18 protein-coding genes and 1 riboswitch are annotated in these 22,108 nt (G+C 38.6%); of the genes, 3 read left to right on the forward strand and 15 right to left on the reverse strand.

What is annotated here, in order from left to right:
* Positions 1-262 precede the first annotated feature (262 nt).
* From B3P17_RS08435 to B3P17_RS08445, 3 genes are read right to left on the reverse strand one after another with little or no spacing between them, the layout of a single operon-like run.
* The gene (locus B3P17_RS08435) at positions 263-1,024 is read right to left on the reverse strand and encodes a succinate dehydrogenase/fumarate reductase iron-sulfur subunit (RefSeq protein WP_291105063.1); all 762 of its coding nucleotides are present in this window, start codon (positions 1,022-1,024) and stop codon (positions 263-265) included.
* An 11-nt stretch (positions 1,025-1,035) separates the two neighbouring features.
* Positions 1,036-2,994 (reverse strand): fumarate reductase/succinate dehydrogenase flavoprotein subunit, encoded by a 1,959-nt coding sequence (locus B3P17_RS08440; protein WP_252636993.1) that lies wholly within the window; start codon positions 2,992-2,994, stop codon positions 1,036-1,038.
* A gap of 41 nt (positions 2,995-3,035) precedes the next feature.
* On the reverse strand, positions 3,036-3,737 hold the full coding sequence (locus B3P17_RS08445; protein ID WP_252636991.1) for a succinate dehydrogenase cytochrome b subunit: 702 nt from the start codon (positions 3,735-3,737) through the stop codon (positions 3,036-3,038).
* Positions 3,738-4,354: 617 nt separating this feature from the next.
* Between B3P17_RS08445 and B3P17_RS08450 the strand changes: the two genes are divergently transcribed.
* Positions 4,355-4,555 carry a hypothetical protein gene (locus tag B3P17_RS08450; protein ID WP_006843210.1) on the forward strand — a complete coding sequence of 67 codons (201 nt, stop codon included), beginning with the start codon at positions 4,355-4,357 and terminating at the stop codon, positions 4,553-4,555.
* Here the strand turns inward: B3P17_RS08450 and B3P17_RS08455 are convergent.
* The 12 genes from B3P17_RS08455 to B3P17_RS08510 all read right to left on the reverse strand — a co-directional run bounded on the left by B3P17_RS08455 (position 4,548) and on the right by B3P17_RS08510 (position 17,754).
* Complete coding sequence (locus B3P17_RS08455; RefSeq protein WP_252636989.1) at positions 4,548-5,609, reverse strand: glycosyltransferase family 4 protein; 1,062 nt, start codon at positions 5,607-5,609, stop codon at positions 4,548-4,550. The two genes, B3P17_RS08450 and B3P17_RS08455, sit on opposite strands and share 8 nt — an antisense overlap.
* A gap of 6 nt (positions 5,610-5,615) precedes the next feature.
* Positions 5,616-6,710 carry a hypothetical protein gene (locus tag B3P17_RS08460; protein WP_252636988.1) on the reverse strand — a complete coding sequence of 365 codons (1,095 nt, stop codon included), beginning with the start codon at positions 6,708-6,710 and terminating at the stop codon, positions 5,616-5,618.
* Positions 6,711-6,713: 3 nt separating this feature from the next.
* Positions 6,714-8,165, reverse strand: a complete 1,452-nt coding sequence (locus tag B3P17_RS08465) for an MBOAT family O-acyltransferase (RefSeq protein WP_252636986.1) — start codon at positions 8,163-8,165, stop codon at positions 6,714-6,716.
* A gap of 3 nt (positions 8,166-8,168) precedes the next feature.
* Positions 8,169-9,014: a hypothetical protein gene (locus B3P17_RS08470; RefSeq protein ID WP_252636984.1), complete on the reverse strand. Its 846-nt coding sequence runs from the start codon at positions 9,012-9,014 to the stop codon at positions 8,169-8,171.
* 6 nt (positions 9,015-9,020) lie between these two features.
* Positions 9,021-10,049, reverse strand: coding sequence for a dehydrogenase (locus B3P17_RS08475; RefSeq protein WP_252636983.1), 1,029 nt, complete (start codon positions 10,047-10,049; stop codon positions 9,021-9,023).
* Between the two features lie 11 nt (positions 10,050-10,060).
* The gene (locus B3P17_RS08480) at positions 10,061-10,618 is read right to left on the reverse strand and encodes a D-glycero-alpha-D-manno-heptose-1,7-bisphosphate 7-phosphatase (protein WP_252636981.1); all 558 of its coding nucleotides are present in this window, start codon (positions 10,616-10,618) and stop codon (positions 10,061-10,063) included.
* Positions 10,619-10,625: 7 nt separating this feature from the next.
* The gene (locus B3P17_RS08485) at positions 10,626-11,321 is read right to left on the reverse strand and encodes a nucleotidyltransferase family protein (RefSeq protein ID WP_252636979.1); all 696 of its coding nucleotides are present in this window, start codon (positions 11,319-11,321) and stop codon (positions 10,626-10,628) included.
* Positions 11,322-11,362: 41 nt separating this feature from the next.
* A complete protein-coding gene (locus B3P17_RS08490; protein ID WP_252636978.1) occupies positions 11,363-12,637 on the reverse strand; it encodes a hypothetical protein in 1,275 nt (424 codons plus the stop codon).
* Between the two features lie 5 nt (positions 12,638-12,642).
* Positions 12,643-13,707 carry a glycosyltransferase family 2 protein gene (locus tag B3P17_RS08495; protein WP_252636975.1) on the reverse strand — a complete coding sequence of 355 codons (1,065 nt, stop codon included), beginning with the start codon at positions 13,705-13,707 and terminating at the stop codon, positions 12,643-12,645.
* Positions 13,704-14,768, reverse strand: coding sequence for a glycosyltransferase (locus B3P17_RS08500; RefSeq protein WP_252636974.1), 1,065 nt, complete (start codon positions 14,766-14,768; stop codon positions 13,704-13,706). Before B3P17_RS08500 ends, B3P17_RS08495 begins: the two co-directional genes overlap by 4 nt.
* Positions 14,769-14,882: 114 nt before the next feature.
* Positions 14,883-15,476: a nicotinamide riboside transporter PnuC gene (gene pnuC, locus B3P17_RS08505; protein WP_252636973.1), complete on the reverse strand. Its 594-nt coding sequence runs from the start codon at positions 15,474-15,476 to the stop codon at positions 14,883-14,885.
* A 58-nt stretch (positions 15,477-15,534) separates the two neighbouring features.
* Positions 15,535-17,754 (reverse strand): TonB-dependent receptor, encoded by a 2,220-nt coding sequence (locus B3P17_RS08510; RefSeq protein ID WP_252636972.1) that lies wholly within the window; start codon positions 17,752-17,754, stop codon positions 15,535-15,537.
* A gap of 105 nt (positions 17,755-17,859) precedes the next feature.
* A riboswitch (TPP riboswitch) is annotated at positions 17,860-17,955 on the reverse strand.
* A 150-nt stretch (positions 17,956-18,105) separates the two neighbouring features.
* Here B3P17_RS08510 and B3P17_RS08515 point away from each other — a divergent pair.
* Positions 18,106-18,654, forward strand: a complete 549-nt coding sequence (locus B3P17_RS08515; RefSeq protein ID WP_252636971.1) for a hypothetical protein — start codon at positions 18,106-18,108, stop codon at positions 18,652-18,654.
* Positions 18,651-21,992 carry an AAA domain-containing protein gene (locus B3P17_RS08520; RefSeq protein ID WP_252636970.1) on the forward strand — a complete coding sequence of 1,114 codons (3,342 nt, stop codon included), beginning with the start codon at positions 18,651-18,653 and terminating at the stop codon, positions 21,990-21,992. Before B3P17_RS08515 ends, B3P17_RS08520 begins: the two co-directional genes overlap by 4 nt.
* Positions 21,993-22,108 lie beyond the last annotated feature (116 nt).

Below are 22,108 nucleotides of genomic sequence, written 5' to 3' on the forward strand. Positions count from 1 at the left end.
AAAAGAGTAACACAGAGTTTCTTGTAAGATAACAAAGCCGTCATTATTTTTATCAACTATTTAATAAATAAGTAAATATTATTTGAATCTTTTTATATTCTTATCTGAGGTGACGAAACATCCTGTCTATTTATTGTAATGAGATTCTTCCTTTGTCAGGATGACAAAAAGATGACAATAATTTTTTGTACTTATATCATACAATATTACAAAAAAAGCGACTACCATGAGGCAGTCGCTTTCCATATATTTATAAAGATTATTAGTCTTTAAATTTAGCTGATAAGAATTCGCGGTTAAGACGAGCAATATTGCTAATAGAAATGTTCTTAGGACATTCTACTTCACATGCACCTGTATTGGTACAGTTTCCGAATCCTAGTTCGTCCATTTTAGCCACCATTGCTTTAGCACGGCGAGCTCCTTCTACACGTCCTTGAGGAAGAAGTGCCAACTGGCTCACTTTCGCCGAAAGGAAAAGCATAGCCGAACCGTTCTTACAAGCAGCAACACAAGCTCCACATCCGATACAAGAAGCCGAATCCATTGCTTCATCAGCATCTACTTTAGGGATAGGAATAGCATTAGCATCAGGTATACCTCCGGTATTTACACTTACATATCCACCAGCTTGAATGATTTTATCGAAAGCATTACGATCTACCATCAAGTCGCGAATAACAGGGAATCCTGCCGAACGCCATGGCTCGATAGTGATAGTTTCGCCATCTTTAAATTTACGCATGTGCAACTGGCAAGTTGTNNTCGTAATGTCTTCATCCGGTCCGTGTGGATGTCCGTTTACGTAAAGACTACACATACCGCAAATACCTTCACGACAGTCGTGGTCAAATACTACCGGCTCTTTTCCTTGGTTTATAAGGGTTTCATTCAGAATATCAAGCATCTCAAGAAATGAACTGTCTACTGAAATACCATCAAGTGAATATGTCTCAAAAGCCCCTTTTACTTGTGGGCCTCTTTGACGCCAAACTTTTAATGTTATATTTATTAGTTTTTCCATTGTCGTTTATTTTATGCCTTGTAATTACGTTGTTGTCTTACTATAAACTCATAGTCTAGTGGCTCTTTTACAAGCTCAGGAGCTGAATCTTCGCCCTGATATTTCCAACATGCAACATAAGAGTAATTTTCATCGTCGCGCATCGCTTCCCCTTCAGGAGTTTGGTATTCTTCACGGAAGTGACCACCACACGATTCGTTACGATTCAATCCGTCATAAGCCATTAATAAACCGATTTCGATGAAGTCTGCCAAGCGTAGAGCTTTTTCCAACTCTGTATTCAGGTCATTGGCTTCGCCCGGTATAAGAACATTCGACCAGAATTCTTTTTTGACAGCTTTCAGTTCTTCGATTGCTTTCTCAAGAGATTCTTTTGTACGTGCCATACCTACAAAATCCCACATGATAAGACCCAATTGCTTGTGAATAGAGTCAACAGAACGTTTTCCTTTTATAGCCATAAGTTTAGCTATCTTCTCTTTGATTTCATTTTCTACTTCCGCAAATTCAGGAAGGTCTGTGCTGAAACGAGGTACAGTAATCTGATCGGCAAGATAATTCTGAATAGTATATGGTAATACGAAATAACCATCGGCTAGTCCCTGCATCAATGCTGATGCACCAAGACGGTTTGCTCCGTGATCAGAGAAGTTAGCTTCTCCCAGTGCAAACAACCCTTTGATAGAAGTCATCAATTCATAATCAACCCAGATACCACCCATTGTATAGTGGATAGCCGGATAAATCATCATCGGTGTTTCGTATGGGTTTTCGTCAACGATTTTGTCATACATCTGGAACAAGTTACCGTATTTAGCTTCAACTACGTTGCGGCCAAGACGTTTGATAGCATCGCTAAAGTCAAGATATACGGCAAGACCTGTAGATCCTACTCCATATCCTGCATCACATCTTTCTTTTGCTGCACGAGATGCAACGTCGCGTGGTACAAGGTTACCGAAAGCAGGATAACGTCTTTCCAAATAATAGTCTCTGTCTTCTTCTGCAATCTGAGTAGGTTTCAATTTGCCTGTACGGATTGCTTCGGCATCTTCTTTTTTCTTAGGCACCCATATACGTCCGTCATTACGAAGAGATTCTGACATCAATGTCAATTTCGATTGGAACTCTCCATGAACAGGAATACATGTTGGGTGAATTTGAGCATAACAAGGATTTGCGAAGTATGCTCCCTTTTTGTATGCTTGGATAGCTGCCGATCCGTTAGAACCCATTGCGTTGGTAGAAAGGAAAAATGCATTTCCGTATCCACCTGTTGCTATTACTACAGCATGTGCCGCAAAACGTTCTAGTTTACCTGTTACAAGGTTGCGTGCAATAATACCACGTGCACGGCCATCGATCATAACAACGTCGACCATTTCGTAGCGGGTATAAAGCTTCACGCTTCCCTTTTGCACCTGACGGCTTAGAGCCGAGTATGCACCTAATAACAATTGCTGTCCGGTTTGTCCTTTAGCATAAAAAGTACGAGATACCTGAGCTCCACCGAATGAACGGTTGTCAAGTAAGCCGCCGTATTCGCGAGCAAAAGGAACTCCCTGGGCTACGCATTGGTCGATGATGCTATTCGATACTTCAGCAAGACGATATACATTCGCCTCGCGAGCACGGTAGTCACCACCTTTGATTGTATCATAGAATAGACGGTATACAGAGTCGCCGTCGTTTTGATAATTTTTTGCTGCATTTATACCTCCCTGTGCTGCGATAGAGTGTGCACGGCGAGGAGAGTCTTGGATACAGAAGTTCAGTACATTGAAGCCCATCTCACCAAGTGATGCTGCTGCTGAAGCTCCTGCAAGACCTGTACCCACGATAATAACGTCAAGGCGACGTTTGTTAGCAGGGTTCACCAGTTTCTGGTGGTCTTTATAGTTGGTCCACTTGTCTGCTAATGGCCCATCAGGTATTTTTGAATCTTTTTTTGGATCTAGTATAGTACTCATATCTGTTTTTCTTTTAATCAATTAACAAAAATAATCAGTGCCTAAACAAATGGGCAAAAAGTAGCTCTTGCGTAGAAGTAAATAGTTACAAATGCAAACGCAAGACAAATAATAGTAGCAACTACTTGTCCAATTACTTTCCAGCGATTCATCCATACGCGATTGTTCCATCCGATGGTATGAACAGCACTCCAAAATCCGTGAGATAGGTGAAACCATAATGCTACATACCATACCAAATATGCTACAACAACCCATGCTTGGCTGAAATAGTATTTGATGAAAGCAGCTCCATCTTGTGGAGATACTGTAGTATCGCCTAATTCTACATGATGATGTCCCATTAGTTCGGCAAACATCATTTTATACCAGAACTGGCTGAAATGTAGTACTAGGAATCCAATTACGATTACTCCCAAAACAAACATGTTCTGAGATGCCCATTGCACGTTTTTAGGGCGTACATTTACTGCATAACGATCATTACCGCGAGCTTTGCGATTTTGTAGGGTTAAGATAAGTGCATAAATGAAGTGAACTGCAACGAGGCCTCCTAAGACGGCAGTACCTGCCACAGCATACCAGTTAGCACCAAGAAGGGCACAAATGGTGTTGTAGGCCTCTTCCGAAAACACCGCCGTTACATTCATCGCCGCGTGAAACAGCAAGAATAAGACAAGAGCGATACCTGAGATACTCATGATCAACTTCTTGCCAATAGAAGATTTAAGTAACCAACTCATAAATCAAATCTGTTTTTAGTTATTTAGAATAGTTAATTTTAGATGTATTGATCGTTGACTATGATAGAAAAAAAACATGCGTAATCGCTTTTTTCTATTACCCTGCAAAAGTAGGTTAAATAAAGGTATTTTCAAAGTAAAAGCAAGAGCTTTTTAATCAAAAAGCAAAATCTGTAATTACTATATGAACATATCCGATTTTATTTATTGACCTATATTATACGTATTTAAGGTTGATATAGCATAAAGCTATAGATACACTCTGTTCTTATAAATATAGTCTTTTTATAGAAAGAACCAAAATCTCTGAATTTTCTTTTGTCTGGCTCTTGTCGGTATGTTTTTAGTATTGATAACATTCTAAAAAAGCGGATAAAAGAATGGCATGGTAGCTTATTGTAGAATAATTTTATTTGCGAATGTCTTGAATGCCCGATCCACAGGTGAACTATTTCTTTCGTAATTTGTTTTATTTATAATAATAATGACCTGTTTGGAGACTATAGCATAATTTACGAGATGTAATTCTTGTTAAATTTGTTTAAATAATCTGTATTTTTGCATCTTTCTGGCTTTTTATGCATCTAATAAGTAAATAAGCACAAATAATACCAATAATGAAAACTTCCAGGCCTTTTACAATGTCATACGCATTGATTCCTACTGCTTTATTATTAACATCAGTAGGCATTCTAAATTTTGATTCGGATAAAGTACTTGGATTCGCTTGTTTTGCTGCCTCTCTTATTCTTCTTGTTGTATCTCTGGTACAAATAGTAAAGGATAAAATCAGAGAGTCAAATCAAAAATTTACATAAATAATTGAGCCAACTCGTAAACTTGCTTGGCTGACTTGTCCCACGAATATTTTTTTATTTGTTGCAAGCCCTTTTCTTGTAATTCTTTTCGTAGCGGCTCATCAACCAGCAACTGTTCTATCTTTTGAGTAATATCGTCTACATTGTAAGGATCTACGTATAATGCCGCATCTTGGCTAACCTCGCGTAAGGCAGGTATATCTGAATTGATAGCCGGACAGCCGTATGTCATCGATTCTAGTGGCGGCAAGCCAAAACCTTCGTATAGCGAGGGGTATACAGATAATAAAGCATTCTGATACATGGTCTGTAATTTCTCATCGGGTATATAGCCCGGAAGATGGACATTTTCCCCGATCAGCTTTTGCAGATCAGGCGTATTGAATGCTTTGAACGACATACCTATAATATATAGTTTCACCGACTTGTCTTTTATTTTGTCAAAAGCTTCTACAAGTCGTATAAAGTTTTTGCGGGGATCCATCGATGATACTGCCAGAATATATTTCTCCGCTTCGGGATTGCGTGTGAAACTCAATACTTCCTCCTTACTTGGCTTATTATGAAACGGTACGTTGCTATGTACTACATGTATCTTTTCGGCATTTATACCCAGAGTATCCACTATTTCTTTCTTCGAAAATTCACTTACGGTAAATACTGCATGTGCTTTTTTACCGATGCGAGGCATCATGTAATGATAGAAGCGGTAATAATTTTTAGAGAACCATTCGGGGTAACGCTCATGCGATACGTCGTGGATGGTCATGATTTGATTGCTATAATTTAGTGGGCCACAGCCTGTAAAGCTTATCAGTAATGGGCTGTCAATACGCTTCAGATAGCGGGGTAGGGATATCTGCTCCCAGAGATGTGTGTTGAACGAACCACATTTCACCACCTTGAAACTGAACTTATAATCCGGATGGATTTCATTCGGTACAGCTACATGAAAATCGACACCCATTTCATGAAGTTTGTTACATATCTCGAAAGCATATCGATGTACGCCTGTTGCTTTTTGTGTCAAGTATCTTCCGTTAACTACAAACATATTATGTCAATTTTTAGGTAACCAATCTTTATTTTGTTCTACAAATATATTCACTAAACTATCCAGTTGGTGTATCTTATCATCGATATTGGATGAGTTAAGTTCATATTCCGGATTATAAATATTTTCGAGTACTTTGTCTGTCAATGCCGGAGAGAAGTGTGTAACGTCCGAATAGTTATTCAGATCGGTAATTTCATTCATGTTGAAAAAGAACATCACTCGGGCATTGTTGTATGCCTTTAAAGACTGTTGCAGGTGATATATGAAATCGATGAACTGGTCGTAATACCCACTTTCTTTGGTATGATACCAGTATAGAGCCGAGTATGGAGACAAAACAATTGTATACTGAATATCTTTATGATCGCCTATAGCTATATTTTCCAGTAATGAAGCAAGTTTACTGTGCATGCGTTCCTTCATTCCATCCAGTCGCTGTATTGATACTGTTTGTCCACTTAAGTAAAGATTCTTTACATGATCGGCATTGTAATAGTTCAAATAACTGTTGTTCCCTATTTGATCTATTTCTGTTTTCATCATATACTCTACGGGTATCTGTTCCTTACTTTTCAGATATAGAGGTAGTATCAGGTCGATGGGTAAGAAGCGTATGCATGCTTCATATCCATATAGATATTGTAGCTTATTGATAGGTTTGTCTTCGTATAGGAATCGCGGATAACGGACTTCTTCAAAGCCGAGATTAAACTGCGGAATGTCAAAGTTTATAATGAAAGATCTTACGCTATCTTTTTTGACTAACGAGTATAGATATTTCATTTCTTCGTTGTTCATTCCTCCGCTTGATAGCTTAACAGGCTTAACAGAAGGATTATTCTTTTTGAGAATAGATATATCATAATTCTGCACCATCGATGATCCAAGTACAACAGTATTATAGTCGTAGTTGCGTGCGAGTCCTCCATTTTGCAGCCATGGACTCAGAAAATAGCGTCCATCTTCATTGACTCTGAACTGGAAAAATGGATCAACAATATAAGTAAGACAGCCCACGCCTAGCAGCATTACAATAGAAGCTATTGCAAATACGCTAAGGAATTTTTTGAATGAGTTTTTATTTTCTTTCTTATTCATAGGCTAGAAGTTGAAATAAATAAACGCACCTACCCTCGAAAAGTGAATTACCGATACCGTGAACAGCAAGGCAATAACCATCGCATTTTTTACCGTTGGTTTGAATTCATTGTACTTATCTATACTGTTCTTAGGATATAAAAACACCAATGTAGTCAAAATAGACAGGATAGCCAATACATATATCACAGCCATAGAGTCGGGATATGTTATACTGGTGTTGTAAGCCATGTGGGCTATACCACTAAAGCTGAAACTCTCAGGAACGAACATATTTTTAAGAATGGTCAGCGCTATGTCGAATGTCGGCGAACGGAATAGTACCCATGCTGCATTTACAAACATAAATGTGAAGAATATCCGTATGAGGTTGGGTATCTTCTCCAGATACTTCATGAATAACTTTTCAAATATGCGTACTACTCCGTGTGCAATGCCCCATACGACGAAAGTCCAAGCTGCCCCATGCCAAATACCACTGACAAAAAATACGGCAAACAGATTGATGCATGTACGTGCAATACCTTTGCGATTTCCTCCCAGCGGATAATATATAAGTACGGCCAGAGACCGACCTAATGTGATGTGCCACCGCTTCCAAAACTCAGTTATACTCACAGATTTGTACGGAGAATAGAAGTTGACCGGAAGGTTGATATTCATCATCTTGGCCAATCCTATTGCCATATCGGAATATCCGCTAAAGTCGAAATATATCTGAAACGAATAAGACAGGGCGCTTAGCCACGAGGTTGCAAAACCAAGCTTTTCGGGCGATAGGTATGAGTAAAATACAAAATTGTCGAGCGTATCGGCTATTACTGCTTTCTTGAAAAGACCGATCACAAAGATGAAAAGTCCGGCTGAGAAGTTCTTTGTATTGAAAAAGCGATTTTTTTCATCCAGATACTGGGGTAGTGTATCCTTTAGGAAAACAATAGGTCCCATCACGACATACGGGTAAAAGATGACAAACTGTGTGTAATCTATAAAATTCGGAACACGTTTTTCTTTTTTCCATATATTTATCAGAAATACTATTTGCTGAAATGTAAAAAAGCTTATACCTAAGGGTATTATAATCTGTTTGAGTATAAATTCCGTTCCGAAAATATGGTTTATATTGTCTAAAAAGAAATTGGAATATTTATAATAGCCTAAAAGCACAACATTGAATATAACACCTATGGTAAATACTATTTTACGTGTAGGAGGCTTCGCTATATTCTGCACGCCGGTTGCAACAGAATAGTTGACTATCACGGAAGACATAATCAATGCGATATACCAGAGATGTCCGAATCCCTGAAAAAATATAGCTCCATAAAATATCAGTGATGCTACGATCAAGAATATTTGCTGAAATCTGCGGCTTACATAACGTGCCATCCCGAAGTATAGCAAGAGTACTAGCGGTAGATAAATAAATACAAAACTGTATGTAGAGAATATCATATATTAAGTATTCTGCTGTTCTATATCTTTATAGGTTTTGCCACTATACCAACTTCTCTTCACTAATAATTTACTCAATCCAATCCAAAATTTCATTTTGAACCTGTTCCAGCTTTTGTTACTACTTTTTATATCTGTGAAATAATTGTAGTCGGCAATGATATTAAAATAGCGTTTTTTTTGCTCCATCCCACCTTTCAGATACTCAATATGATGCGTAACTGTTTTTGATTTGGGAAAGACATAAAAACGTCCCTCTTTGATGTTTGGTATATAAGGGTATTTGTATTTCACATAACTGGGAACATGCACCGGCATATTTTCCTTTATCCAGAGATAACCAGCATTTGTATCCTTCAAGAAGTTGGAGATATGGCACTCGGGAAAAAGTTCAAAATCAAAGATCCCCGGGTTCTTTATAATATATTGTGTTTTGATAATTGCAAAATCTGTCGCTAAGGCATAGTATTTGTCATACCAGTCGGCACTGGCCCAAACTGCAAAATCAGATTTGTCAAGCAAGCTTGTATATTTAGAGATAATACGATCACCATACATCCATGTGTCAGCTTCGAGGATAAGTGTGTATTTGCAGTCTGATGGAATATATTTAATACCTTCCATTAGTAATTGCGAATTGCCTCGCCTGTGTCCTGCGTTCTCCTCCAGTATTACGAGCTTGTCGATGAGCGGTAACGAATCGTGAGTGATTTCATAACCATTGTTCTTGCCATTGCTGACAACAATTGTATAATAATCATTTTCTTTCCATGTATCAGATATGATCTGAAGATTATGTTTCAAATCTTCAACTCGATCGTATACACGTATCAGAATTGCTACTTTCATCTAGTTTTATTTAGTATACCAGGTTTCTAATCCCTTTTTTGTAAAGGTGTATGGTTGTATCTGCGCGTCCAATCCTTGTAAAGCTTTAGCTACGGAAAAACGTGTATTGCCCGGACAATAGAAAAACACATATCCTCCACCTCCGGCCCCCGATATTTTGCCTCCTGTGGCTCCTGCGGATATGGCTGTATTGTATAGTTCTTCGAATAGTGGGGTTGAAATTCCGTCCGCCATGTCTCGTTTGTAGGTCCATCCCCGATGTAAAACATCTCCTATTTCGTCCAGATTATTTTTCAGAATAGCTTCCTTTATTTCATAAGACTGTTTTTTTATCTGATGCATTGCTTCTATTGACCTTTCTTGATGATCTTTAACATTCTTTTGTTGCTTTTCGATGATATCTCCCGAATTTCTACTCGAGTTGGTGTAGCAAAGCAACAAGTTGTTAGATAGCTCATTGATTATTTCGTTGCGAATGCGTAGAGGGTTTACAATCACTTTGTCATCTGCATAGAATTCCATAAAGTTAAACCCTCCGAATGCTGCGGCATACTGATCTTGTTTTCCTCCCGCTTGCTTTAGGTCTATCCGCTCTATCTGATATGCCAGATATGCCAGATCATAATCGCCCAAAGGCAAAGAGAGCCATTCGGTATATGCACCCAATATAGCAATGGCTAGGGTAGAGGACGTTCCTAGTCCCGAGCCAAAAGGAACTTCGAGAGCGCAGGTCAGTGTAAAAGATAAAGGCTTTTTTATAAAGTCTTTAATTACCCTGTTGTATATGCCTTTCATCAAGTCGGCTTTATCGTTGGCGATAGGTAGTTCTAGAGCAGAATCGAAAATATATTCCTCATTTGTTTGTGGAATACGGAATACAATTTTGCTGTCGGTGCGAGGTTCAATATTTGCGAATGCATACAGATTTATAGTTGCATTCAATATGCATCCTCCATACAAATCCGAGTATGGAGATACATCGGTTCCTCCACCTGCTAATCCTAATCGGAATGGGGCTTTACTTCTTATTATCATGACTTGATATTTTAAAATATCTTGAGCAGACTATCTGCAAACTTATATAGATTTTTGTAATGTGCGTTAATGTTCTTGTATATTTTATGATCTTCGAGATATTTATCACCGACTAGTATTGTATACATTCCCAGTTTGTTACCGAATTCAATGTCTGACATGCTATTGCCTACCATAATTGATTTTTCGAACTCTGTTTCGGGAAAATCAGCGAGTGCTTTAAATGCCATTCCCACGTTGGGTTTTCTATTTATAGAGTCAGATGTCAGATCGGTACAATAATATATTCGATCTATATGTCCGCCCGAAGCTTCTATCTGAGATAGCATATAGCTATGCACTTCTTCTAAGTCGGATATGCTCATCTTACCACGGGCAACTCCACGCTGATTGGTGACAATGAAAATACGTTCGAATCTAGAAGATAACATTTTGATAGCCTGTAAAGTTTTGTCTATAAATACAAATTCAGATATATTCTTGACATAATCGTTGGGGCGCTCTACATTAATAACGCCATCTCTATCAAGAAATAAATACTTGTATTTGTCTAAATTTTGTTTGTCCATCTTAATTTTACAAGTTCTTAAAATCTTGGTTCGCCTTCGCAAAGTCGGAAGGAATCCCTATGTCGATAAAATAACCATCTTGCACACATCCGTAGAATGGAATATCGTTGATGTGCTTTTCCATCACATCTTTTTCGAAGGAAAATATTTCAGGGAGGCTAAGTGTTGAGAACAGGTTTTTGTTTATTACGTATACTCCTCCATTGATTAATCCCTTTGCACAATGCTGTTTCTCGTTAAAGCGGATGATGCGTCCTTCTTCATTCAGATCGACAGAACCATAACGGTCGAAATCTGTCATAGGTTTCAATGCTAAGGATATCATCGCATTCTTTTCTTTATGAAACTCAGTTAGCAGAGTAGTGTCTACATCAAAGAAGGTATCTCCGTTGAAGATAAAAGCTTTATCTGTTTCCACTTTGTCGAATGCCAACTTGATTGCCCCGCCTGTTCCTAAGGGTGAGTCTTCTACAACATAGGATATCTTGGAAGGGAATGACTTGCAATCGAGCCACTGTAGTACAAATTCCGATTTATAACCCAATGAAAGAATCAGATGATCGAATTGCTGATTTTTTGCATAGTCGAACAAGTAATTCAAAAATGGTTTTTCGGCTACTTCGGCCATGCATTTCGGAACATCACTTACTACTGATTGTAAACGGGTGCCCAGCCCTCCGGCTAATATAATACATTCTTTCATTTTTCTGTTTTTGCTATTACTGCTTCTTTATATCTTATTGCTTATACCTCTTTGCTTATACCTCTTTGCTTCATTTTTATTTTACTCTTCGTATATAGCTTAGGCATATATACGTAATATTTATAGAACATAAAATAGAAGAATATGATGTATAATATGAGATTTAAGTCGATAAGTCCTTTTACATTCAGCGCCAAGGTATATACAAACATCGATATGGCAACCATATTAACACCCCAGTCTTTTGTTAAGCTGAGTTTTATGATATATAGCTGATATACGAAAAATCCCAGAGTACCTATTATTCCCGAGAAGAATAAAAGTCGGCTATATCCCACATCGGTACCAAAAAACGTAGCTGTCCCTTCTCCTATAATCAGTTCTGAGAATTTTGTCGGTATCAAAAACATTTGAGATAATCCACTGGAAGAATTCGTTTCTAATCGTCCGTGTACAAAGAGGTTTGTAAATAATTCGAAAGCCCAGTCAGCAAAGCTCGAAAAGTAAAACATCGCAAAAGTATATCCGGCGACCATGAGGAATGCTGCTGCTATGAAAAAAGTTTTCGCTTGTTTCTTCACGGCCCTGTTGTCCCACAAATATAATACCGCAATAAGAGCAAACCCCACCGCCATACCTACAATCGTTGTACGAGCCATAAACAGACCGATATAAAAAATGAATACGTACAATGTAGCCAGTATAATAAACTCTTTCGTCGTCAGTTTCATTCTCATAAAGAGATAGGAAAGTAAGATAAGGGCAATACCACTGATTGCTCCCGCCCCAAAGAACCCGATGCCATATCCCAACAGGCGTTGCCCTTCGGCTTCCTCCATGATTTCTTCAGTGTACTCTCCGCCTTCCATCTGTAAAGATATGAGGAATTCTTTAACAGGATCGCTTATGTACATCAAAAATGCGCAAAGAGACTGTAATGCGATGGCTCCGATGATGTATAAGAGAACTGTATTGAGGGTAGGTTTTTTATGTATCTTAAATATAAGTAACATAATAATATATGCTGTAAAGAACCAGGCAATCCTACTCTTTACATAGTCGAAGCTAAATCCTTCGTCATCTACTCCATTGTACCATACCGAAGTGTAAAAAATCAGAAATAAAGCAAAAGTGGCAACCATCACATATACAACTTCCCGAAATGGGAAACGATGATAGGCATAGATAGCTAGTCCGATCAAACCCGATAGAGAAATGAAAGATGAGCCTCGTACATCCAAAGCCTGTGGATAAATATAATAGAACGTTACCAATAAAGGAACCAACATTGGTAATACCTGTTTCAATTTAGGCATACACTTTATCTAAATACTAGTTTGTAAATAAGGGACTTTTTATATCTGAGTCTAAAAGTACACTTTGTATAAAAAATAGCCAAATCTCTTGATGTATAATTTCTTTCATCGTACAAAGATGAGGCTTTCATCGTCTTTATTACTTTCAGGCCTAAACGAGAATTTGCACACAGACGTAACCATGTAAGAGAAAGAAGCTTCACCAGATAATTTTCGTCACAGAAGTCTTTGTCTTTATTCAGTTTGAGTAAGGAAACCATAAATGCCTCACACTTGTCAAGATAATCGAAAGATGATTGTAAAGGAACACATTCTGCTACAGAAGTATAGATATTTATAAAGTCATCATCGGTAGGCAAGTCCAAATGTTTGCAATGGATTTTAAACACCTTCTTCTTGTTCTCTGTTTGCAGTTCTTCGTGCAAGGAAGATACCTGTTGCTTATGCACACGATACAGCAACAAAGGCTCACTCAGATTTCCCAACTTTGTTTTGTACATAGCTTCAGACCACAATGCATAGTCTTCGACATGTAAATACTCCGGTTCAAATTTTAATCCCAGTTCGCTAAATACCCTCTTACGAATCATTACCGCCGGATGGCATATTCCCGACCGAAAAAGCATATATCCTCGTAGCTCACGATCGTGTGTCGGGCTGTGGTTCAGATCTTTTTTACTCGGATTTTCTGATCGGAAGGCGTAAAACTGTGTACTTACTATATCATGATCGGTATGTTTCTCCAAGAATGCGACCTCCTTCTCGATGCGAGTAGGCAACGAGATATCGTCAGCATCCATACGTGCTATATAATCGCCTTTGCACAGCAAGATACCTTTGTTCAATGTTTGTATTAACTTGAGATTCTTCTCATTGGTGAAAACACTTATCCGAGAATCTTTCGCTGCCATTGCCTGTAATAATCCCCCTGTTCTGTCTGTAGAACAGTCGTTTATGGCTATGATCTCTAGGTTGCGGTATGTTTGGTTTAGGATCGAGTTGATCGATTCTTCCACATACCGTTCTACATTATAGCAGGGTATTAATACAGAGACTAAAGGTTGGCTCATTTTTTATTTGCTACTATTGTGTTAAAGACAGCGCCATAGCTGTCTACCATTTTCTCTATCGTAAAATTTGCAAGATATGATTGTCTTGCACACTCAGACATACTCTTCTGAATGTTTTCGTCAGATAAAATATATTGTATTTTTTCTTCAAAGATAGAGGCTTTATTCTCTACCGCAAAACCATTCTTCCCGTCCAATACTTCTGTAATACCCCCTACAGCAGATGCAACTACCGGAACTTTGAATGCCAGAGCTTCAAGTATCGACATTGGCAAACCCTCGTAGTTGGATGGTAATATAAAAACATCAGCGTATCTCAAATAAGTAAAAGCAGAATGCATTTCACCCAAACAAAATACATTTGCCGGCAATCCCTCTATTTCCTCTTTGTTACCAATCCACACAAAGGCATATTGAGGCATTTCATGTGCTATATCAAGGAATAAATCGAATTTCTTTTGTTTCGATATTCGTGAAATGCACATGATTGTTTTGGGATAATCTTTTTTTATACTCTCTAATTTTTCAGTCAGAGTATCTTGTTCAATTTTGTTTGTCAGATAGTGATCAGCAACGCCATTGTATATTCTTTCTACGTTTTTATAGATATTTTCTTCCTTCATCATATCCACATCGTATTGACTTACTCCAATGATGCGGAATGCTTTCTTTTTCAACAGTTTTTCGATAACCAAAAATTTTCGGAAAGCCGTTCTTATCGAATCAAATCCATGTACAGTATATACAATTGTTTTACGAGCGAAGACTAATCGCCCTATCGCTCCCATCTTGGAAGAGTGCAGATGCACAACATCGGGTTTGTACTTGAGGCGATAATAGAATAATTTCAATAAAAGCATTATATCTTTTATTGAAACCTCTTTACAATGATTGTTTAGCTTAATGCGAGTGAAATTATCCCCCAAATTACTCCAGGCTTCGCCATTACCTCCATATAAGAGAAAGAGTTCGTGTTCAGAACTGAATTTTTTTACCAGGTCTGCAACTATAGTCTGGGCGCCGCCATATTCAGAAACCGTAATAACCTGGAAGATTTTCATGTAATTATCTTGTAGAATTGTTTGCTCTAACTGTTATCACCATTGATGCAAAGATAACATTTTTTATATCTTTTGTGTTACATATCTCTGTTTTATGACAATAACAAGACTATATCACGAAGCTAATGCTAATCTTTTCCACTTGTAATATCCCATTATAGAGACAACGAAAAAGATAAAAAATAAACAGCCCGACATAATATCATGTTGAGCAAAGAGTAAAATGCTTGAAATTAAATTTGCGGGAATTACCAACAGCCATTGTTCTACCCACTTTCGGGAGATCATCCACAGTGCTACAATGTTGAGGGAGGTAGTGAGAGAGTCTCCGATCGTGATATATATGTTGTTGTCACTAAACGAAACAAGGATACCATAAATAAATATGGCTATAAGAGCTACTCCGATTATTATAGGCACGGTGTAACGTTTGGCGGCGTGAGAGATGATCTCATCTCCTGTTTCTGTATTCCTGTTGCGGAATATCCATACCAGCCAGCCATATATAGATGCCCCGAAGAAATAAATGTATATACCCATGCTGGCATATAGCTGCGTACTATAGAATATATAGATATAAAAAGCTGCCATGACGATACTTGCAGCCCACATCCATACATTGGCTTTGTATTCTAAGTAAAGGAAAATAAGGCCGATAATTGCTCCTACTATACTGACCCAATTGTTCTCTATAAAATATTCAATCATTGTTGTATATAAAATTGTGGGATGTTTTACTGCATCCCACAAAGTAAATCAAAATATATCAAAACCGATATCTTATCTTGCCCATCACGTTAGCACCTGCCTGAGGGAATAACCCTTTATAAACTTGTTCTGTTCCATCTGCAAACTTATATGTATCCACCCATGCATTTGCATTATACATTACATTTGTCAGATTATTTATAAAAAACTGGAAGTCAAATTTCCCTACTTTCTTCGCATCCAAGGTGTATGATGCAGCAAAGTCTGTGATGAAATAGTCTGACAAACGGTTATCAGGGTTTGAGGTATTGTCATAATACATTCTGCCAACGTACTTGTTGATGAAAGAGAAGCTTATATCTTTTTTTTCGAATGGCTTGAATGTAACTGTAAAGCTGCCCACAGTATTTGGTGAAAATGAAATGTCGATAGATTTGAATGTTTCTGAGATCTGCCCTAAGCTATTCCAGTCTGTTTGATTATCATAGTAAGCGTAGTAAACAGTATGATTCTTTATCTTGTTACGGCTCAGAGTTAAGTTTCCGGCTAGCTGTAGCCAATAGTTTGGTGTATAAGACAATGCCAGTTCTATCCCGGTACGATAGCTGTCGGGTACATTTTCTTGCAACTTATAACCAACGTCGTTCAACTTTCCGGTCTGCACCAATTGGTCTTTATAATTCATGTAATAAAGATTGGTACTGAAAGCTATTGTCGCATTAGCATATTTGTAGCCCAGCTCATAGTCATACAACCTTTCGGATTTGATAGGGATTCCTCCTTCTTTGAGAGATTCTTTAAGATCGGCCCGCAAAGGTTCTCTGTTGGATATACCCAACGATCCGTAAATCTCGTTATAATCCGCAAAGCGATAAGATATTCCCCCTTTTGGGTTAATAAAACTGTAGTAGTTTTTGCTTGACAGATTTGTGAGATCATCGTCGATACCTTTCATGCGATAGTCTACATAGCGCTCTTGCACTTCTGCAAATATCGACAGGTTGGTCATCGGTTTGTATTCTGTTTTCAGGAAAACATTCATATCTTGTTTATCGGCATCATTTCTATACCATTCGTAACCAACAGGTATATTCTGGTTGAACTTTACCCAAAGCAATCTTCCATAATGAGTACCATCATAATAGCTGTACATGCTACCTAAGGTGAAGTCAAACTTGTCTTTTTCCCATTTCAGATTTACCCCTCCTACATACAAATGATTCATCATCAGTTTGCGACGTATAAGATCTGATTTCTTGTAAGTAGTACCATCTACAGTCTGATTTTCGAGTCCGAATTCTGAAAATTTACGCCCTGTCTTGTAATTTTCGTAATAGCCATAACCATGATTGTAACTCAAGTTTACATTCAATGTCAATGCGTTTGTTAGATAACGGGTATAGATCAACTGTCCGATATTCGAATAGTAGTTATCCGTCTCGTTATCATAATAGCGTGTATTGCCATTGTCGTCTTTGTATTCTCCTGCCGGGTTGTATCGCCTGTTTATAGCCAGCATGCTCGGATCGATACCTTCCCATGTAATGCCGGTATGCTGTATTCCGTTCATATAAATCAGCCGTATCAGCTGCCTGTCGGAGTAGTGAGATAGGGCGGCATAGATATTCTTATGGTCTACCTTTCCGTTACGGATATACCCGTCACTCTTTACGTAAGAATATCTTGCGTCTAACGACAATCCGCTTTTCATAATGCCTGTACCTGCTGCTCCCGACAATAATAGTGTATTGTATTGTCCGTAGGCTGTAGATATGTCGGCATAGGGTTTGGGTTTTCCTCCCAGCGTTTGCATCGAAATACTAGCCCCGAAAGAGGCCGCACCGTTGGTAGATGTTCCCACTCCGCGTTGCACTTGCATACTTTGCAATGAATTTGACAGATCCGGCAAATTGACCCAGTATACTTCCTGACTTTCAGGATTATTCAGAGGCATCCCATTCAGGGTGATATTAATACGGTTGGCATCAGTTCCACGGATGCGAAACGATGTGTTGCCTACAGCCGTTCCTCCTTCTGTATACGAGACTACAGATGGAAGAGTTTGCATTATAGCCGGAATGTTTTTTGCGGCATTGTCTCCTTTTAGTTGTTTTTCGGTCAAGCTAGAGTATGCTACCGGAGCATCCTGACCTACACGTGTTGCAGACACAACAACTTCATCTAGTTTTACAACTTTCAAACTATCTGCTTTTTGTTGTGCGAAAATCCCCATTCCATTTATCAATATTATGGAAAGAGAGAGAAAGACCTTTTTCATTTAAAATATAAATTTTGCCAGACATACGTAAATATGTCCTGATGTTAAACAAAAAAGGGGTTTTGATAAGATAATTTCCCGAATGTTAAAGATATGCGTGTGCGCAATTGCATATTTCTCTATCCCTCCGCCGGCATTACCCGGATCAGGTTTATGGGTGTGATCTCAGCCCGTTATTTTAAGGCACCCCTAAGATTTCGTTGTCAAAGATAGATATTCTATTTTGATATATAACAAGCAGTCACTTATAAAAGTTTTCTATATCTATTATTCCCGATGTTACAAAACCTCATTTTCATAGTCATATATATAAGATAAAATTATTTAACTTTGTCACTAAATTATTTAATTATGAAATACTATATGAACAAGCTTTGCGTAATCTTATTCACTCTCCTCGTTTTAGTCGGATTTTCATCGTGTGAAACAGATGATTATATATCAAGGACAAATCTCAATTGTGAATTCCAATCATATACTAACAAAACCGGATTTTTCTCCAGTAATGGAGGAGGTAGTTATACTTTCAATGATTTGCCCGGTCTGGGAAATGGCTCTATAATTGGGATGGAATATCAAGGAACCGAATTGGTTATCACCGGAGATTTGCGTTATGGAGATGTTATTCGTGATTTGTATATCGATGTAGAAGGTATGACTCCTTTTCTTTTTTCGCCAAAGATAGATGTGTTGAAAGACTATGAGGTAATGGTATTCGATACCGCTAAAGATCCTGAATTTTATGATTTCATGAATAGCGTTATGCGCAGATTCTATAATCAAGGGGGGATAAATGTTATTGTTGATGGATATCTTACAAATAGGGCAGGTATCCCTATTAATGGTACGAAGATAGAGATATCCCTTAAAAGTTATCTTGATGTAAGATTGCGGGAATGATAATATCTGTATCCGATTATCTCTCCGAGATACAACAGATAGATCAAACCAATCTATCGCTAAGAAATAAATATATCTGCCTCAAACAGATACTGGAAAGAAGCTGCAAGGAAATCACTAAAGGTGAATCTTTGCAGTTTCCTTCTTTATTTTCTCGGCTGGTCTTCATCTCTCAGAAGTATGATTTGCCTAAGCGTATAGAGTGGCGGTTACATACAATTCGTATCAGAAGTTCTTTTCTGCAAAGAGATGAAAATAATCTGATTACGCCCAAGCAATACGACGATGCGAAACAAAGCATAGAGTTATTTTACGGATTCTTACAAGGTGATCATAGTCTCGAAATACCCAAAGAAGCCGAACAGGAGGATAACAAAACCTTACCGCTGGATAGGCTGCGTGTGCAGGTGCTGGACATAGATAGAGAAAATGAGTTGCTGATCTGTCAACCCGAGACTTTACCTCAAGAAACATTAGCTGTAAGATACAATGTTTCTGCTAACGAAATATTCAACCCTACTATCTGTCGCTTGTGGGTTGGTGCTCAGCTAAATTTGCTAGATGTAAAAAAGGACGGACACGGCTGTTACATTCCTGCCTTATTTGTACTTGAGCCCGACTATCTGATCGATGCTTCGGCAATGGCAGAGTGTTTTCAATCGTATGGTAATTCTCACTTGCATTACTTCCGCCGAAAGTTTGAGCCGAATGCGAATTCTCATTATATACTGTTAGGAAATCTGGCAAACTTCTTTCTCGATGAGCTTATCTATGCCGAAAATCCCCGAACACTGAAGTTTGAAGATGTGTTTCTGAAATCTTTCCGTCAGATGCCCTTCGAATATGCATCATGCCAAGACATAAAGGATAATCAGGATTTTCGCAACTTCATGTCGAGAGCAGAAAGCCAGTTTAACAATATTCGGCGAGTAATAATAAACGATATGCCCGCAAATGGCTTTGATACTACCCTGTGTACCTTAGAGCCTTCCTTCTTTTGCGAGAAATACGGTTTTCAAGGACGGCTCGACCTGTTGCAACTCTCCGATGAGGAGGATGGTGCAGACCGTATCATAGAATTAAAGTCGGGAAAGCCGCCTTATCCTCGTGAAGATGTAACAAAGATCGCTTCGAACCACGAAACGCAGACAGCTATCTATCGGCTGATGATACAAAGTGTATTTAACAAAGATGCACGTCATATCTATCCTACGATCTTATATTCGAGTGCTGACAATGCCGGAGAGAATATCCGCTTTGCTGCCAGATACCAACGCTTGGAGAAAGAGATTATCAATACTCGCAATCTGATTGTCGCTACCGAACACGACTTGTATTCGGGTGATGTGCAAACGGTAGAACAAATATTCAAAGAGCTCTTCAGTTTAGATAATTATGGCAGAGTACCTCAGTTCTTTATAGATAAGCTAAAAGAGCTGGAAGACGTTCTTACTAAATCATCTGCATTAGAAAAGATATACGCCTATCGCTACATCAACTTTGTGGCAAGGGAGCTATACTTGCAAAAAACAGGAGATGAGAATTTTGATACAGCAATGAGTGTCTCTGCCCTGTGGAATACAACTTTCTCCGAACGCAAAGAAGCTTTGGATCTGATCTCTGATCTCGAGATTGAAGATATAGACGACAGTGGTCGGGATATGGTGATCCGATTCAATCGATTAGCACCTCAAGATTGTGTAAACTTTCGGGTAGGAGAAATCTGTATCTTATATCCGAAGCAAGATGAGGAAGATACGGTACTCACCAACCAAATACTAAAAGGCACAGTCGTAGAAATATCATCTCATTCTGTCACCCTCCGTTTTAGATACAAGCAGCGAAACAGAGCTTTCTTCTCTCGTTACAGGCTTTGGGCGGTAGAGCACGATAAGCTCGATCATGGGTACAATGCTATGTATAAAAGCCTATTTGCCTTTCTCTCTGCACCTACCCATAAGAAGGAGCTCTTGCTCGGACTTAAAGAGCCTCACACTATCTATGCGAACAACTGTTCCGACAAAGAACTGACTCAAGAGGAGAGGGGCAAAAGCGTTATAAACAAAGCCTTGTCGGCTGATGATTACTTCCTTATCGTAGGACCTCCCGGTACAGGTAAGACGTCCATATTTGCACGGCAACTCATCGAGCGTCTTTATGCAAAAGAAGATAGCAATATCCTTGTTATGGCATATACCAATCGTGCTGTAGATGAGCTGTGTGCTGCTATCTGTGAGGCTTTCTCGGAAGATGACTCTGTGTGCGACCGATATATCCGTATCGGTTCGGAACTATCATGCGGAGAGGCATATCGCCACCGACTGTTGCAGAATATCTCATATAAAGCTACAAACCGCAAAGACCTTTTACAGGCAATCGCCTCAACTCGGATATTTGTAGGAACATTAGCGTCTATCATGGGTAAGCCGGAACTATTCGATCTGAAACATTTTGATGTGGCAATTATCGATGAGGCTTCACAAATATTGGAATCTCAGATAATAGGGCTACTTCCACAGTTTGATAAGTTTATTATGATTGGTGATCACAAGCAGCTGTCTACTATAACATTGCAAGATGAATCCCGATCGAAGGTCGATAGTAGCATTTTAAATGATATTGAGCTTTACGATTGCCGTGAATCTCTTTTCGAACGGCTGTTTCGTATTTGCCAAAAACAAGGATGGATGCATGCCTATGATACACTTACATATCATGGACGTATGCATCAGGATATTGCACGTCTTGTAAATGCTCACTTCTATGACAATATATTAAAGATCGCAACCGAGAGGCAGCAAGCCGACTTGAATTATCCTTCTTTTGATCCGAATGATCCATATCAGACCATGATATCAAACAAGCGGGTTTGCTTTATCCCTGTCAGAGAGATAGATGATGCAAGTGTATCCGATAAAACGAACGATGCCGAAGCCGAAATTGCTGTCTCCTTGTCAATCGCTTTACTGGATATCTACAAGGCTAATAATCTTCTTTTCGACCCTCAAAGAACACTTGGTATTATCACTCCATACCGAAATCAGATAGCCCTGATAAGAAAAAAGTTCGAAGAAACAGGTATAGCCGAATTGTCTGATATTATGATCGATACCGTAGAGCGTTATCAAGGCAGCCAGCGTGATGTGATTATACTTTCCTTCTGTTTCAATAAAGCTTACCAACTCAAAAACTTTTGTAGTATGAACCGAGAGGGAACAGTAGATCGTAAACTCAATGTTGCTCTTACCCGTGCACGTGAGCAGCTCTTTCTGATTGGTAACGATTATATACTGCACCAACATCCGATATATAGGAAGATACTACAACATATTACATGAATTCTCTATAAAAAGGTGACAGATGTCACTTTTTTAATTTTAGGTTTAAGCTGTTTATTGATAGTTGTATACGTCGTGTTTTGAAAGCAAAAGGTGACAAAAGTGACACTATTCTA

It is taken from the genome of Dysgonomonas sp. UBA7630, from assembly GCF_002483985.1.
In the GTDB taxonomy this organism is placed as follows: Bacteria; Bacteroidota; Bacteroidia; order Bacteroidales; family Dysgonomonadaceae; genus Dysgonomonas.